The 14,486-nt window shown below is 78.3% G+C and carries 17 protein-coding genes; 10 read left to right on the forward strand and 7 right to left on the reverse strand.

The features are described 5' to 3' along the window. The first annotated feature begins 29 nt into the window (after positions 1-29). A complete protein-coding gene (locus ITJ85_RS16665; RefSeq protein ID WP_217914232.1) occupies positions 30-1,265 on the forward strand; it encodes a S1C family serine protease in 1,236 nt (411 codons plus the stop codon). 8 nt (positions 1,266-1,273) lie between these two features. Here ITJ85_RS16665 and ITJ85_RS16670 read toward each other — a convergent pair whose 3' ends face one another. Continuing rightward, positions 1,274-3,346 carry an RCC1 domain-containing protein gene (locus tag ITJ85_RS16670; protein ID WP_217914233.1) on the reverse strand — a complete coding sequence of 691 codons (2,073 nt, stop codon included), beginning with the start codon at positions 3,344-3,346 and terminating at the stop codon, positions 1,274-1,276. A gap of 135 nt (positions 3,347-3,481) precedes the next feature. Here ITJ85_RS16670 and ITJ85_RS16675 point away from each other — a divergent pair, with 135 nt between their 5' ends. Then, positions 3,482-4,000: a GNAT family N-acetyltransferase gene (locus tag ITJ85_RS16675; protein ID WP_217914234.1), complete on the forward strand. Its 519-nt coding sequence runs from the start codon at positions 3,482-3,484 to the stop codon at positions 3,998-4,000. Next, complete coding sequence (gene lipB / locus ITJ85_RS16680; protein WP_217914235.1) at positions 3,997-4,692, forward strand: lipoyl(octanoyl) transferase LipB; 696 nt, start codon at positions 3,997-3,999, stop codon at positions 4,690-4,692. The genes ITJ85_RS16675 and lipB overlap by 4 nt, the downstream gene beginning before the upstream one ends. A 237-nt stretch (positions 4,693-4,929) precedes the next feature. Here lipB and ITJ85_RS16685 read toward each other — a convergent pair whose 3' ends face one another. Both ITJ85_RS16685 and rlmN read right to left on the reverse strand, forming a co-directional pair. Beyond that, positions 4,930-5,136 carry a hypothetical protein gene (locus ITJ85_RS16685; protein WP_217914236.1) on the reverse strand — a complete coding sequence of 69 codons (207 nt, stop codon included), beginning with the start codon at positions 5,134-5,136 and terminating at the stop codon, positions 4,930-4,932. Between the two features lie 38 nt (positions 5,137-5,174). Then, positions 5,175-6,176: a dual-specificity RNA methyltransferase RlmN gene (rlmN, locus tag ITJ85_RS16690; RefSeq protein ID WP_217914237.1), complete on the reverse strand. Its 1,002-nt coding sequence runs from the start codon at positions 6,174-6,176 to the stop codon at positions 5,175-5,177. A gap of 99 nt (positions 6,177-6,275) precedes the next feature. On the opposite strand from rlmN, the gene ITJ85_RS16695 reads away from it, so the two are divergent. Both ITJ85_RS16695 and ITJ85_RS16700 read left to right on the forward strand, forming a co-directional pair. Continuing rightward, positions 6,276-7,205 (forward strand): VOC family protein, encoded by a 930-nt coding sequence (locus tag ITJ85_RS16695; RefSeq protein ID WP_217914238.1) that lies wholly within the window; start codon positions 6,276-6,278, stop codon positions 7,203-7,205. Beyond that, complete coding sequence (locus ITJ85_RS16700; protein ID WP_217914239.1) at positions 7,202-7,867, forward strand: alpha/beta hydrolase; 666 nt, start codon at positions 7,202-7,204, stop codon at positions 7,865-7,867. The genes ITJ85_RS16695 and ITJ85_RS16700 overlap by 4 nt, the downstream gene beginning before the upstream one ends. Here the strand turns inward: ITJ85_RS16700 and ITJ85_RS16705 are convergent. Continuing rightward, positions 7,779-9,308 carry a DHA2 family efflux MFS transporter permease subunit gene (locus tag ITJ85_RS16705; RefSeq protein ID WP_217914240.1) on the reverse strand — a complete coding sequence of 510 codons (1,530 nt, stop codon included), beginning with the start codon at positions 9,306-9,308 and terminating at the stop codon, positions 7,779-7,781. The genes ITJ85_RS16700 and ITJ85_RS16705 overlap by 89 nt on opposite strands. Before the next feature lie 40 nt (positions 9,309-9,348). Between ITJ85_RS16705 and ITJ85_RS16710 the strand changes: the two genes are divergently transcribed. The 5 genes from ITJ85_RS16710 to ITJ85_RS16730 all read left to right on the forward strand — a co-directional run bounded on the left by ITJ85_RS16710 (position 9,349) and on the right by ITJ85_RS16730 (position 11,917). Further along, entirely contained in the window at positions 9,349-9,912 is a 564-nt protein-coding gene (locus ITJ85_RS16710; RefSeq protein WP_217914241.1) for a hypothetical protein, read from the forward strand. 171 nt (positions 9,913-10,083) lie between these two features. Further along, positions 10,084-11,055, forward strand: coding sequence for a thioredoxin-disulfide reductase (gene trxB / locus ITJ85_RS16715; RefSeq protein ID WP_246496291.1), 972 nt, complete (start codon positions 10,084-10,086; stop codon positions 11,053-11,055). A 2-nt stretch (positions 11,056-11,057) separates the two neighbouring features. Then, positions 11,058-11,381, forward strand: coding sequence for a thioredoxin (gene trxA, locus ITJ85_RS16720; protein ID WP_217914242.1), 324 nt, complete (start codon positions 11,058-11,060; stop codon positions 11,379-11,381). A 4-nt stretch (positions 11,382-11,385) separates the two neighbouring features. Beyond that, positions 11,386-11,622, forward strand: coding sequence for an FmdB family zinc ribbon protein (locus tag ITJ85_RS16725; RefSeq protein WP_217914243.1), 237 nt, complete (start codon positions 11,386-11,388; stop codon positions 11,620-11,622). Positions 11,623-11,632: 10 nt separating this feature from the next. After that, positions 11,633-11,917 carry a metal-sensitive transcriptional regulator gene (locus ITJ85_RS16730; protein ID WP_217914244.1) on the forward strand — a complete coding sequence of 95 codons (285 nt, stop codon included), beginning with the start codon at positions 11,633-11,635 and terminating at the stop codon, positions 11,915-11,917. 213 nt (positions 11,918-12,130) lie between these two features. On the opposite strand, the gene ITJ85_RS16735 is transcribed toward ITJ85_RS16730, so the two are convergent. The 3 genes from ITJ85_RS16735 to ITJ85_RS16745 form a co-directional block, all read right to left on the reverse strand. After that, positions 12,131-12,556, reverse strand: coding sequence for a hypothetical protein (locus ITJ85_RS16735; RefSeq protein WP_217914245.1), 426 nt, complete (start codon positions 12,554-12,556; stop codon positions 12,131-12,133). Positions 12,557-12,649: 93 nt separating this feature from the next. Then, positions 12,650-13,705 carry a hypothetical protein gene (locus tag ITJ85_RS16740; RefSeq protein WP_217914246.1) on the reverse strand — a complete coding sequence of 352 codons (1,056 nt, stop codon included), beginning with the start codon at positions 13,703-13,705 and terminating at the stop codon, positions 12,650-12,652. Positions 13,706-13,789: 84 nt separating this feature from the next. After that, complete coding sequence (locus ITJ85_RS16745) at positions 13,790-14,482, reverse strand: HAD family hydrolase (RefSeq protein WP_217914247.1); 693 nt, start codon at positions 14,480-14,482, stop codon at positions 13,790-13,792. Positions 14,483-14,486: the final 4 nt, after the last annotated feature.

Here is a 14,486-nt window from a genome sequence, read left to right on the forward strand (position 1 = left end):
GTAGCGGCGGGCGGCGCTACCCTGGCCCCGTGCCGTACCAGGGCCCGCCCCGCCAGAACCCCTACCCGCCCCCGGCGCGGCCGCCAGCGGGACGCCGGCGCCGCCTGCCGGCCGCGCTGGCAGGCGGCCTGGTGCCGGCGATCGTGGGGGGCGTCGTCGCCCTCGGCGGCGCCGCGCTGACCGGCAACCTGGGCGGCGGCGCCACGACGATCGTGAACGACCCGACGCCGCTGCCCGCGGCGCCGGTCGCGACCGCGGGCCCCGCCGGCGACGCCGGCGCCGGGTCGCGCGGGGTGCAGGGCGTCGTGGCGCGCAGCTCGCCGGCGGTCGTGACGGTGACCGTGGGCGAGCGGCCCGGGCGGCGCCTCGGCTCCGGCTTCCTGGTCGACCGGCGCGGCCGGGTGCTGACCAACGCCCACGTCGTCGGCGACGCCTCCCGCGCGATGGTGACCCTGGAGGACGGCAGCGAGCGCTCGGCCCGGGTGCTCGGCACCGACGAGAGCACCGACCTCGCGGTGCTGGCGGTGGAGCGGCCGCTCGCCGGGGTGGCGCCCCTGCCGCTGGGCCGCAGCGCCGGCCTGGTGGTGGGCGACCCCGTGGTCGCGATCGGCAACCCGTTCGGCCTCGACCGCACGGCCACGACCGGCATCGTCTCAGCCCTGAAGCGCCGCATCACGGCGCCGAACAACTTCGAGATCCAGAACGTCATCCAGACCGACGCCGCCATCAACCAGGGCAACTCGGGCGGGCCGCTGCTCGACCTGCGCGGCCGCGTGCTCGGCATCAACTCGCAGATCGCCAGCGAGAGCGGCGGCAACGACGGCATCGGCTTCGCGGTGCCCATCGACACGATCCGGCCGGTCGCGGACGCCATCATCGCCACCGGCGAGCCGGCCCACGCCTGGGTGGGCGTCACCGGCCGCGCGATCTCGCCCGACGTCGCCGAGGCCCTCGGCGACCCGCGCCTGCGCGGCGTGGCGGTGGTCGGGGTCGACGACCGCGGCCCGGCCCGGCGGGCGGGGCTGCGGGCCGCCACGACCGCGCCGGAGGCCGACGTGCCGCGCGGCGGCGACGTGATCGTGGCGGTCGACGGCCGCCCGGTGGAGGACATGGCCGACGTGAGCCTGGCCGTCTCGTCGCGCGCCGTCGGCGACGCGGTCACGCTGACGCTGCTGCGGGAGGGCGCGCGACGGGACCTGCGCATCGTGCTCGCCGACCGCCCACCGGACGTCGGCGTGGCGCCCGCCGCGCCCTCGCGGCCCTAGGAGCGCCCCTACCGGACCCGCACGCGCACCCCGCGCGAGGCGCGCGGGCGCATCTGCGGGGTGCCCATGAACCGCGCGGTCACGACCACCAGGCGCGCGCGCCTGACGCGCTTGGGCGCCGGCCGCAGCACGGCCCGGTAGGTGCACGCGCCCGCCCGGGTGCGACGCAGCTTGACGGTGCGGCCGGCGACGGTGCGCTTGCCGGCCCGGGCCAGCACCCGCACGCTGCCGGCGCAGCGCGGCGCGGGCCGCACGCGCGGCGGCAGCAGCCGGCCGGCGACGGTGACGCGCTTCGCCCGCCCGCGCTTCGGCGCGCGAACGGCCCTGACCGACACCGCCCGCGGCAGCGGACGGGTGCGCGGCTTCGAGCCGTCGGTCGACTGGCGGCCGGTGCGCGCGACCTGGGGCACGACGAAGACCACCGACGCCCGGTCGTCCTCGGCCGCGCCGTTCGCGGGGATGGAGGTCGGATCCCACGCGGACGTGGTCAGGACCTCCGCCGCGATCTCGTGCGAGCCGGGGGCGGTCGCGGACACCGCGACCTGCAACGTGGCGGTGGCGCCCGGCCCGAGCGCGCCGACCTGCCAGACGCTCCCGCCGAAGGTGCCCTGCGTGGCCGTGGCGGCGCCGTAGGCGATGCCGGCGGGCGGGGGCAGCGCGACGGACACCCCGGCGGCGGGGTCGGGCCCCGCGTTGACCACGGTCACGCTGACCGCGGCGGCGCCGCCGAGGGCCACCTGGCCCACGCTGGCGGCCATCCGCAGGCTGAGGTCGGCGGCCCGCGGCGGGACGGCCCCGCCGGCGGGCACCGGGCCCGCGGCGGCGACGCCGCGCGACGGGCTGTCGCCCACGCTCGTCTCGTTGCCGTAGCCCAGGCGGCCGCTGCCGCCGAAGCCCCAGCAGCGCAGCGTGCCGTCGTCGAGCAGCGCGCAGGTGTGCGAGAAGCCGAGCGAGATCGCGTGGGCGACGCGCCCGGCGCCCAGGGCGACCGGCCCCGCGCTCGCGGGCGTCTCGCCGGCCTCGTCGGCGATCGCGTCGGTCGAGCCGTAGCCGAGCCGGCCGTTGCCGCCGAAGCCCCAGCAGCGTACGGCGCCGGTGTCGAGGATCGCGCAGGAGTGCGCCTCGCCGGCCGAGATGCCGACCGCCGTGCGGCCCGGGCCCAGGGCGATCGGGCCGGCGCTCGCCGCGCTCGGGATGTCGGCGCGGCCCCCGTAGCCCAGGCGCCCGTCGCCGCCGAAGCCCCAGCAGCGCGCCGAGCCGTCGTCGAGCACGACGCAGGTGTGCGCCGTGCCGCCGGCCACGGCGCGCACGCGGCGGCCGTTGAGGTTCACCGGCCCGGCGGCGGCCGGCGTCTCGTCGTCGCCGATGTCGGCGGTGCCGCCGTGGCCGAGCTGCCCCCCCTGGCCGAAGCCCCAGCACACGAGGGCGCCGTCGTCGCGGATCACGCAGGTGTGGAAGTCGCCGGCGGCGATGGCGACGGCGCGCCGGCCCGCGCCGATGTCCACCGGCGGGACGGCCCCAGGCACCTCGTCGTCGCCGATCGACGCCTGGGTGCCGAGGCCCATGCGGCCCGACGAGCCGGCGCCCCAGCAGCGCACCGTGCCGTCGTCGAGGATCGCGCAGGTGTGCGCGGAGCCGGCCGTGATGGCCATGGCGCGCCGGCCGGGGCCGAGCGGCACCGGCGGCGCGAAGGCCGGCGAGGTGACGTTGACGGTGCTGCCGTAGCCCAGCCGGCCGTTCGCGCCGAAGCCCCAGCAGCGGACGGTGGCGTCGTCGAGGATCGCGCAGGTGTGGTAGTCGCCGGCCGCCACGGCGCGCGCCGTGCGGCCCGGCCCGAGGTTGACCGGTCCGCCGCCGCCGGCCGAGAGCTGGTTCACCTCGTTGCCGTAGCCCAGGCGCCCGGCCAGGCCGCGGCCCCAGCAGCGCACCGTGCGGTCGGCGAGGACCGCGCATGTGTGCTCCTCGCCCGCGTCGAGCAGGCCGGCCTGCGCCGGCCGGACCGCCGACGAGGCGGACTCCCCGACCGCGGAGGAGGTGACGGTGAGCACCGAGGCGACGAGGGCCAGGAGGGCCACGGTCATCCAGGCACGGCGAAGGGGGCGACTGCGCATGGTCGCGTGCTTCGTACCACAGCGGCGAGCGGCGCGTCACCACGCGGGGGCCCGCCCGCAACGCCACGGCGCGGCCGCGTTGCGGACGACTACACTCGTGGGATCGTGGAGCCGCCATTCGTGATCCGCCCCGCCCGGCGCGAGGACGCGGGCGCCATCGGGGCGATCTACGACGAGGCCGCCGCCAGCGGCGTCGCCACCTTCGCGACCGGGCCCCACACCGCCGAGGAGCGCGAGCGCTGGCTCGCCGCCCGCGGCGAGCGCGCGCCGGTGTGGTGCGGCGAGGCCGGCGGCAGCGTGGTGGCCTGGTCGGCGCTGGCGCCGTTCTCGCACCGCGACTGGTACTCGGGCGTCGGCGAGTACACCGTGTACGTGGCCCGGGCCTGGCACGGGCGCGGCGTGGGGCGGAGGATGCTGGACGCCCTGGCCGAGGAGGCCCCCCGCTTCGGCTACTGGAAGATCGTCGGGATGATCCTGGCCGACAACGCCGCGGGCCTCGCGCTGGCGCGGCGCAACGGCTTCCGCGAGGTCGGCACCCACCGCGCCCACGCCCGCCGCGAGGGCGTGTGGCGCGACGTGACGGTGGTGGAGCGGCACCTCGCCGCACCGGAGGGCGCCCGGTGACGCGGCCCGGCCTGCTCCTGCGCACGGAGCGCATCGGCTACGCGGAGGCGTGGGACGCGCAGCGGCGCCTGGCCGCGCTGCGCGCCGCGGGCGAGGTGCCCGACGTGCTGTGGCTGCTCGAGCACCCGCCCACGTTCACCGCCGGCCGCCACGGCAGGCGGGAGGATCTCTTCCTCTCCGACGAGGCGCTCGCCGGCTCCGGGGCCACGTTCGTGCGCGTCGACCGCGGCGGCCAGATGACGTGGCACGGCCCCGGCCAGAGCGTGGGCTACGCGATCTGCGACCTGCGCCCCGGCCGGCGCGTGCGCGCCTTCGTGGAGGCGATGGTCGAGGCGATGCGCGAGGCGGCGGCCCTGCCGGGCGCGGCCGCCGGCGACGACGCGATGGGCCTGTACGCGGGCGGTCGTAAGCTGGGCAGCGTGGGCATCCGGGTCGCCGGCGGCATCACCACCCACGGCCTCGCCCTCAACCGCGACCCCGACCTCGACTGGTTCCGGATCATGACCGCCTGCGGCGCGCCGGGGGTGGAGGCGACCTCCATCGCGGCCGAGGGCGGCGACCCCGGTCGCGAGCGGGTCGACGCGGCCCTCGCCGACGGGCTCGCCCGGCGGCTCGGCCTGCGGCTGGAGCCCGCGGCGCTCGACGACCTGCTGGGCGCCCCGACCCCCGGCGGCCGGGGCGCGGCGGACTAGGGCACGCGCGAGGGCGCGCACCCGCCCGCCGCGGGGGCATCCGCCCGCACCCCGCTCAGGGCAGGAGCGACTCCCACGCGACCAGGGTCGCCGCGACGAGGGCGTCGTCGGCCGGGTCGCCGCCGGCAGCGGCGACGGCCTCGGCCAGCTCGTCGGCCGGCAGCTCGAACGGCTCCGCCTCGGGCAGGGCCGCCCGGAGCGCCCGGGCGAGCGACTCGGGGTCGGCGGGCCGGCCGGTCAGAGCAGGTTGACCGCCGCGGCGGCGGCGAGGATGAGGATGATGCCCCCGTACCCCATGTAGCCGGAGGCCAGGAGCAGCACCCCCAGGCCCACCAGCAGCACCGCGAGGACGCCCCACGAGACCTTCCCGAGGCCCCCGGCGCCGAGCTCCCAGCCGCGCTCGGGCGGGCGCGCCCGGCGCTGCTTGCGCGGTTCGACCGTCACGGCGGGCACGTTAGCCCACCGCGCGGGCGACGCGGCCCCTACGCGCGGGCGAGCTGGCCGCAGGCGGCGGCCACGTCGGCCCCGCGCGAGCGGCGCACGGACGCCTCGAGCCCCGCGTCCGCGAGGGCGCCGAGGAACGCCCTGCGGCGCTCCGGCGGGCTGGCGCGGTAGGGCCCGGCGGTGGGGTTGTACTCGATCACGTTGACGTGGAAGCGCCCGTCGCGCAGCAGGCGGGCCAGGCGCCGGGCGTCGGCCGGCGCGTCGTTGACGCCGTCGAGCAGCAGGTACTCGATGAACACCCGCCGGCCGGTCGTGTCGCAGTAGCGCCGGCACGCGCTCAGCAGGTTGGCGATCGGGTAGCGGGCGTTGATCGGCATGAGCGCCGAGCGGGTGTCGTCGTCGGCCGCGTGCAGGGAGATCGCCAGCCGCACCGCCAGCGGGTGGTCGGCGAGCCGGGCGATGCCCGGCACCCAGCCGACGGTCGAGATCGCGATGCGCCGCGGCGAGATGCCGAGGCCCTCCGGGGCGGCGATGCCGCCGCACGCCTCGAGCACGGCGTCGAGGTTCTGCATGGGCTCGCCCATGCCCATGAAGACCACGTTCGTCAGGCGGGCGTCCTGCGCGGCCGCCTCGCGCGCCGCGAGCACGGCCTGGTCGAGGATCTCGGCCGGGGTGAGGTCCCGGCCCGGGCCCATCGCGCCCGTCGCGCAGAACCGGCAGGCGAGCGCGCACCCGGCCTGGCTGGACACGCACACGGTGCGCCGGCCCTCCTCGTGGGCGATCAGCACCGCCTCGACGAAGGCGCCGTCGCCGGCGCGCAGGCCCCACTTGACGGTGCCGTCGCGCGAGACGACCCGCTGCCGCGGCTCGAGGGTCCAGAACGGCAGGTGCTCCTCGAGGCGCGCCCGCAGCGCGGCGGGGAACGCCGAGACGTCGGCCCAGCCGTCGGCGCCGGCGCGCTGGGCCTCGGCGGCCTGGCGGGCGCGGTACGGGGGCTGACCCCACTCGGCGAGGAGGCTGGCGAGGGCGGCGCGGTCCACCCGCGGAGGGTAGCTGGTGCGGCGGGTGGGTACAGGTGGTTGCGTACGCAACCAGATCGACGTATCATTGAGTGCGCAACGACCACCTCGGGAGGGGCCATGCGGCTCGACGGCATCCATCACATCAGCGCGATCACGGCGGACGCGCCGGGCAACCTCGACTTCTACACGCGCGTGCTCGGGATGCGGCTGGCCGCGAAGACGGTCAACCAGGACGATCCGGGCGTCTACCACCTCTTCTACGCCGACGAGCGGGGCCGGCCGGGGTCGGAGATGACCTTCTTCGAGTACCCGGGCCTGCCGCGCGGCCGCGCCGGCTCGGGGATGGTGCACCGGGTCGTCTGGCGGGTCGGCTCGGACGCCGCCCTCGACTTCTGGGCCGCCCGGCTCGGCGACGAGGGGCACGCCGCCGAGCGGCTCGACGGGGCCGTGCGCTTCGCCGACCCGGAGGGCCTCGCGCACGAGCTCGTCGTCGACCACGCCGACGAGCCGCTGGCGGCCGAGCACCCCGACGTGCCCGCGGAGCACGCGCTCGGCGGGTTCGTCGGCGTGCGCGCGTACGCCCGCGCGCCGGAGCGCTCGGGCGCGCTGCTGGAGGGCCTGCTCGGCGCCCGGGCGCTCGGCGCCGGGGCGTACGAGGTGCGCGGCGCGCGCCGCGGCGGCCTGATCGCCTTCGACCCGCCGCCCGCCGAGCGGGCGCTGGCGGGCGCGGGCACCGTGCACCACGTCGCCTGGGGCACGACGGTCGACGACCTCCCGCGCTGGGCGGAGCGCGTCGCGGCGGCCGGCGTGCGCGCGACGGGGGTGATCGACCGCCACTGGTTCCACTCCGTCTACTTCCGCGAGCCCAGCGGCGTGCTCTACGAGATCGCCGACGACGGCCCGGGCTTCACGCGCGACATGCCGCTGGAGGAGCTCGGCTCGCGGCTGGTGCTGCCCGCCTGGCTCGAGCCGCGCCGCGCGGAGATCGAGGCCCGGCTCACGCCGCTGGCCGACCCGCGGGCGGCCCGGCCGCGGGTGGCGGCATGAGCGACGCCGCGATCCTCGACGGCTGGCGGCACCTCGTGGAGCCGGGCGCGCCGGAGGGCGCCGTGCTGCTGATGCTGCACGGCACGGGCGGCGACGAGCGCGACATGGCGGCCCTCGGCCGCGCGCTCGCGCCCGGCGCGCCGCTCGTGGCGCCGCGCGGGCGGGTGTCCGAGGGCGGCATGGCGCGGTTCTTCAGCCGCACGCCGGCCGACCCGTTCCGCTTCCCCGACCTGCCGGAGCGCATCGACGAGCTCGCCGCCTTCGTGCGTGCCGCCACCGCCGCCCACGGCCTCGCGGGACGGCCCGTGGTCGCCGTGGGCTACTCCAACGGCGCCAACGCCGCCGCGGCGCTCATGCTGCGCCACCCCGGGCTGCTGGCCGGCGGGGCGCTGCTGCGGCCGATGCTGCCGGCCGAGCCGCCGCCCGGGCTCGACCTGGCGGGCACGCGCGTGCTCGTGGCCGCCGGCAGCGCCGACACTATGATCCCGCCCCCGCGGGTGGAGGCCCTGGTGGCGGCGCTGCGCGGCGCCGGCGCCGACGTGCAGGAGCGCTGGGAGGCGACCGGCCACGGCCTCACCCAGGACGACCTCGCGGCGACCGCGCGCTGGCTGGCGGAGGGGGCGGCGGGGCGCTCGCCGGACGCCCCTCCGGCTCGTGGCTGAGGCGGGGCATGCGCGCCGCGGCCAGGGCCGCGAGCAGCAGCGAGGCCGTCGCCACCGCGAGGGCGGCCCGGAAGCCGTCCGCCACGAGCGCGCGGCCCGCGGCGTCGACCCGGCCGGCGGCGTCGTGGAGGCCCGGGGTGAGGCGGGCGTGCAGCACCGCGCCGAGCACGGCGCCCCCGAGCGCGCCGCCCGTGTAGCGGCTGATGTTGGGCAGCGCCGACGCCACCCCGAGGCGGGCCGCCGGGACGCCGTGGATCGCCGTGGTGGTGATGGCCGACGTGGAGGCCGCGAGGCCGACGCCGAACGCCACCAGGCCGGGCAGCAGGGCGGCGTAGTCCTGCGCCGGCGCGGCGAGGGCCATGCCCGCCGCGCCCGCCGCCGACACGAGGAAGCCCGCGGTCGCGAGGCGGTCGGACCCGGCCCGGCCCATCGAGCGCCCCGCCAGCGGCGCCACGAGCACGAACGACGCCGCGACGGGGGTGATCGCCAGGCCGAGCGCCACGGCCCCGAACCCCATGACGGCGGTCAGGTGGAAGGGCAGTAGGATGAGCACGCCGAACAGGGCCGCCGACGACGCCATGGCGGCGAGGTTCGCCGTCTGGAGCGACCGCAGCCGCAGCAGCCGCAGGTCGAGCATCGGATGCGCCGCGCGCGACTCGTGGACGGCGAAGGCGGCCAGCGCGAGCGGGCCGATCGCCGCCGCCGCGACCGTGGGCGGCGCGGTCCAGCCCCACGCCCCGCCGCGCGAGAGGGCGATCAGGATCGCGAACAGGCCGGCGGCGGCCAGGGCGGCGCCCGGCAGGTCGAAGCGCCGCCCGGCGCCGGGCGAGCGCGCCTCCTCGAGCACGAGCGCCGCGCCGGCCAGCACGACCGCGCCCATCACCGGGCTGAACCAGAACACGCTGCGCCACCCGAAGGCGCCCACGAGGACGCCCGCCAGGTTGAGCGCCAGGACCGGCGCCAGGCCCAGCACGCCGCCCATCACGCCGAGGGCCGCCGCGCGCTCGCGGGGCCCGAACAGCTCGGCCGCGTACGCGTAGGCGGTGGGCGCCATCGCGCACGCGCCCACCGCCTGCACGATGCGGAACGCCACCAGCGCCGGCGCGGTGGGGGCGAGCGCGCAGAGCACCGAGCCGGCGCACAGCACGAGCACGCCCGCCACGAACACGCGGCGGCGGCCGTAGAGGTCGCCCGCCCGGCCGGCGAGCGCCAGCAGGGTCGCCTGGGTGACGAGGAAGCCGGTCACCACCCACGAGATGCCGGGGACGTCCACGCCGAGGTCGGCCGCCATGGCCGGCAGGGCGATGTTGACGATGCTGACGTTGACGACCGAGAGCATCATCCCGCTCGCCACCACCAGCAGCGCCATCCAGCGCCAGCGCGGGTGGGCCCGCAGCCGCGCCCGCGCCGCGGCGAGGCGTGATGCGGCGCGGTCCCTCACCGGGGGGAGTGTAGTGCGGCCGTGGAGTACGCTGAGGGGCGTGGCTGTGACGGGCGAGAAGCTGTGGCGGTACGCGAGCCTGGCTCGCCTGTGGTCGTGGACGCTGATCGGCGTCGCGGGGCTGCTGCTGCTGCTCTCCATCGCGCTGCAGGCCGGCACCGACGAGGGCATCGACCTGCGCTGGTGGGCCGCCGCGCTCGGCATCACCGGCGTGACCGGGGTGATCTGCTATCCGCTGTTCCGGGTGTGGCTGCGGCGCACCGCGCTGCCATCGGTCCGCCTGCCGCAGGCCGTGCGCGCCACGGGCCCTCGGCGCCTCGAGGCCACCCCGCGCGACTGGCGGCGCTGGGCGGCCTTCACGGCGCTCGTGCTGCTCGTGGGCGGCGGCGCGATGCTCGTCTTCCTGGTCGGCGTGCTCGGCCGCGGCGGCACGGCGGAGGGCGTGGTGGTCGGCATGATCGCCGCCTGGGGGGCCGCCACGCTCGAGGACGTCCGGCGCATCCGCGCCGCCGAGGCGGCGGAGGGCCGCCGCTACTTCGCCGCCTGCCGGCGCCCCACGGGCGTGGGCAACCACCTCGTGTGGCTGCCCCGGCGCCCCGCCTAGCGGCGCCGGGTGCCGCGGCGCGCCGCCGCGCGGATCCGGGCCGCCCGAGGCTCACCGGAGGGAGCCGGGGGGTACCACCCCCTCGCAGAGCCGCGCCCCCGCCGTGGGGCGGCGGCGGACGGCGGTGCTAGGATACCCCCGAGGGTATCCGTGCGAGCGGAGGAGGACCGCGTGGCGGACGTCCACGACATGATCATCATCGGCGGCGGGCCCGCCGGGTACACGGCCGCCGTGTACGCGGCGCGGGCGAACCTGTCGCCGCTCGTGGCGGAGGGCTTCGCGGCCGGCGGGCAGCTCATGCTGACCACCGACGTCGAGAACTACCCCGGGTTCCCGCAGGGGATCCAGGGCCCCGAGCTGATGCAGCAGATGCGCGAGCAGGCCGAGCGCTTCGGCGCCACGCTGGTGGCGGCCGACGTCACGCGCGTCGACCTCTCGGAGCGGCCCTTCCGGGTGTGGATCGACGACGACGAGCACCTCGCGCGCTCCGTGGTCATCTCCACCGGCGCGTCCGCGCGCTGGCTGGACCTGCCGAGCGAGACCCGGCTGCGCGGCTTCGGCGTCTCCACCTGCGCCACCTGCGACGGCTTCTTCTTCCGCGACCGGCCGATGGTGGTCGTGGGCGGCGGCGACTCCGCCATGGAGGAGGCCCTCTTCCTGGCGCGCATGGCGTCGAAGGTCACGATCGTGCACCGCCGGGACGAGTTCCGCGCCTCGCGCATCATGGCCGAGCGGGCGCTGGCGCACGAGCGCATCGACGTGCGCTGGAACGCCGTCGTCGAGGAGGTCCTCGGCGCCGACACGGTCGAGGCCGTGCGCGTGCGCGACACCGTGACGGGCGAGGCCGAGGACATCCCGGCCGCGGCGATGTTCGTCGCCATCGGGCACGACCCCAACACGACGCTCTTCCGCGGGCAGATCGCGCTCGACCCGGCCGGCTACGTCGAGACCGACGGCACCCGGACGAGCGTCGAGGGCGTGTTCGCGTGCGGCGACGTGCAGGACACGGTCTACCGGCAGGCGATCACCGCCGCCGCGAGCGGGTGCATGGCCGCGATGGACGCGGAGCGGTGGCTCGAGGCCGCCGACGACACAACGAGCGACGCGCCGACCGGCGCGGTCGCGTCAGGAAAGGACGCATAGCGATGGCCGAGGGCGTGGTCGAGATCACCGCGGACAACTTCCAGGGCACCGTGCTCGAGAACGAGAAGCCGGTGCTCGTCGACTTCTGGGCCGAGTGGTGCGGGCCGTGCCGCATGATCGCCCCCGTGGTCGAGCAGATCGCGAAGGAGCGGGCGGACAGCCTCGTCGTCGGCAAGCTCGACGTCGACGCGCACGGCGCGATCGCCCAGCGCTACAACGTGCAGGGCATCCCCTTCATCGGGCTCTTCGAGAACGGGCGCCTGGCCCGTCACGCCGTCGGCGCGATGCCGAAGGCGCAGCTCGAGCGCGCGCTGGGCCTGGAGTAGCGACGTGCCCAGCTACGACCTGGTCTGCGGGTCCTGCGACACGGCGTTCGAGGCGTTCCGCCAGGGCTTCCTGCGCGACGAGGACCGGGTCTGCCCGACGTGCGGGGCGCCCGAGGCCCGGCAGCTCTTCACCGGCTTCGTGACCGCGCGGCCCGCCCGTGAGGGGGCCGCGCCGTCGGTGGTCGGGTTCGGCGGCGGCGGCGGGGGCTGCTGCGGCGGCTCCTGCGGCTGCGGCGGCTAGGGCGGATGCCGTGGCGACCGCGACACCGCGCCGCCCGAGCACCGATCAGCTGATCGTCCGCCTCCGGCGGGCCGAGGGCCAGCTGCGGGGCGTCCAGCGGATGCTGGAGGAGGGCTCCGAGACGCAGAAGGTCCTCACCCAGCTGGCCGCCGTCACGGCGGCCATCGACCAGGTGGGGCTCCACCTGATCTCCGAGCGCCTCCGGACGTGCGTCGCGGACGGGGAGGATGGCTGCGCCGAGTCGTTCGAGGAGGCGATGGCCACCCTGCTGCGCTTCGCGTCGATGGGGCGGTAGCAGCCGCAGGGGGACGGCCGGTCGGTCGCGCCGCGCGCTCCGGCCGGGGCGCGGCCGCGCGCCAGCCGCCCACCACCCGGCGGCGCGCGCCGCCGGCCGTCCCGATGGTCACGCCGCCCCGGGCGGCGGACCGGACGCCGCGGAGCACGCGCCCCGCGCGGCGTCCCGTCCAGCGCCGCGCGCCCGCGGCGCGCCGGCCCGATCGCGCGCGCATCACAGCGCCGCCACCCGGACCGACGTGCCGTCGCGGCCGGCGCGCTCGAGCGCGCTCTGGCGCAGCGCCTGGCAGACGCTGAGGGCGACCCGGTAGCCGGCGTCGGACTCGGCGCCGGTCATCACCATCGTGCCCGCCGGGCGGCCCGAGAGGGCGCGCACCAGCCGGCGCGGGGCGTCGGAGACGATCATCAGCGGCCGCTCGTCGGCCTGCAGGGCCTCGGTGACCCCGCGCCAGTCGGCCGACTCGTCGCGCAGGTCGACCATCACGATGTCGCCGGCGGCCGGCGGGATGCGGTGGGGGCGCGCCTCGGCGGCCATCACCACGTAGCCCAGGCGGGTGAGCGTCTGCTCGAGGGCGGAGCGCCCGGCCCCCTCGGGCCCGAGAACCAGGATCTGCATCGGCTGCATTTCAGGGAACCCCATCTGTCGCGAAAGGTGGTGCGCCGGCGCGGGACGCGCGCGGCGCGGGACGCGATGCCCCGGTCCCGAGGCGCACCTCGGCGGGGCGGGGGTCGCTCAGCCGGGCCTGCAGACCGCCGTGCCGTGGCCGGTGGAGTGGCGCAGCAGGCCGAGCGCCACCACGCGCTCGGACAGGCGGGGGCGCGGCGCGTAGAGCGCCGCGCTCAGCATGCCGACCAGCACGATCAGCAGCAGGGTGGTCGGGGGCGTGCCCGAGCCGGGCAGCACGTAGCCGGCCAGCACCGCCAGCAGGCTGGCGTTGCCGGCGTCGCCGACGGGCGCCACCAGGCGCGGGCCGGCGAGGGCGTCGGGGTCGAGGTCAGCCGCGGCGGCCTGTGCGACGGCCGTGGCCGGCGGCGGCTCGACGGCCTCGGCCGGGGTGGCGCCGAAGGCGGAGTCGATGCCGAACGGGGCCCGCGCCTCGCCCGCGAAGGACGGCGCGGCGGCGGGCGGCTCGGACGGCTCCGCGAGCGCCGCAAGCGGCTCGACGACGCCCGTGGCGGGCGCCGTGGGCCGGCCGAGCGCCGGCGAGATGACGTCCTTCGACGGCGGGGCGGCGACGGCCGGCGTCACCGGCTCCTGCGGCTGCGCGAGCGGCAGCTCGACGCGGACGACCGGGGCGGCGGGTGGCGTCGGGTCGATGCGCACCGGCACGACCACGACCGGCGGCGCGGGCGGCGCGCCCGGCACCGGGACGGCGTCGGGCAGCACGGGCGCCTCGACCGGCTCCTGCGCGGCCGGCGGGATCACGGGGACCTCGACCGGCGTCGGCGCGGGGGCCGGCGTGCTCGGCACGGGCGCCGGGGCGGGCCGGTCGGCGGCCGGCGGGGCCGGCGGCTCGGCGGGCGCCGGCTGCTCGGCGGCCGGCGGAGCCGGCGCCGGCTCGGCCGGCTCGGCCGGGGCCGGCTCGGGCTGGGCGGCCTGCGGCTCGTCGGCCGGCTCGGCCGGGGCCGGGGCGGGGGTCGCCTCCTGCACCGTCGGGTCGGCCGGCGGCGCCTCGGTCTGGGCGGCGGCGACGGCCGGCACGAGCAGGGCGACCACGAGCACGGCGAGGAGCGCCCGGACGATGGCCGGGACGCGCTCGATCGCGGTGATGGTCTGCCGGGCCGTCATGCGGATGTCGCCACTCGCTCCAGGGGTCGCTGCGGAAACCGTCTCCGGGCGCGCTGAACATACACCGAACCCGGCCCGCGAGCACTACCCCCCGGGCACCCGTTTCCGCATGTCGTCGCCGAGGACCATGCGGGCGAGGTCCACGAGGCTCGTCACGCGCGGGCACGGGCCGCCCGCGCCGCCCGCGCCGCGGTCGATCAGCACCGCCCGCAGGCCCGCGCTGCGGGCGCCCAGGCAGTCCTTCGCGGGCAGGTCGCCGCAGTGCAGCGCGCGGCCCGCGGGCACGCCGAGGCGCGCCAGCGCGACGTGGAAGATCGCCGGGTCGGGCTTGGCGACGCCGGCGGTGGCGCTCGCGACGACCGCGTCGAAGCGGTCGGCCACGCCGAGGTGCGCGAGCACCTCCTCGAGGCCGTGGTCCCAGTTGCTCACCACCGCCAGCGCGACCCCCGCGCCCCGGAGGGCGTCCAGGGCCGGCAGGGCGTCCGGGAAGAGCCGGAAGCGCAGGCTGTCCACCAGGAGCTCGGCGGTGCGCGCCGGCGCGGGGGCGCGGCCGCCCAGCGCGGCGGCGAGCACCTCCGCGCACTCGAGGCGCAGCGCGGCCAGCGACGGCGCGTCGCGGCCCAGGTCCATGTGGCGCCGATAGTGGCGAACCTCCGCGGCGAGCGCCTCGGCCACGGCGCCCTCGTCGTGGTGGTGGCCCTCGCGCGCGAGCGCGGCGCGCAGGCGCGGCACGGGGGCCTCCAGCTCGACGAGGGTGCCGTGCGCGTCGAGGAGCACCGCC

It is taken from the genome of Miltoncostaea marina, from assembly GCF_018141525.1.
Classification (GTDB): Bacteria; Actinomycetota; Thermoleophilia; order Miltoncostaeales; family Miltoncostaeaceae; genus Miltoncostaea; species Miltoncostaea marina.

Coding starts and splice junctions, on each gene's coding strand:
- ITJ85_RS16740 (WP_217914246.1), bottom strand. CDS start 13,705: ATGACGGCCCGGCAGACCATCACCGCGATCGAGCGCGTCCCGGCCATC.
- ITJ85_RS16670 (WP_217914233.1), bottom strand. CDS start 3,346: ATGACCGTGGCCCTCCTGGCCCTCGTCGCCTCGGTGCTCACCGTCACC.
- trxA (WP_217914242.1), top strand. CDS start 11,058: ATGGCCGAGGGCGTGGTCGAGATCACCGCGGACAACTTCCAGGGCACC.
- ITJ85_RS16735 (WP_217914245.1), bottom strand. CDS start 12,556: ATGGGGTTCCCTGAAATGCAGCCGATGCAGATCCTGGTTCTCGGGCCC.
- ITJ85_RS16700 (WP_217914239.1), top strand. CDS start 7,202: ATGAGCGACGCCGCGATCCTCGACGGCTGGCGGCACCTCGTGGAGCCG.
- ITJ85_RS16695 (WP_217914238.1), top strand. CDS start 6,276: ATGCGGCTCGACGGCATCCATCACATCAGCGCGATCACGGCGGACGCG.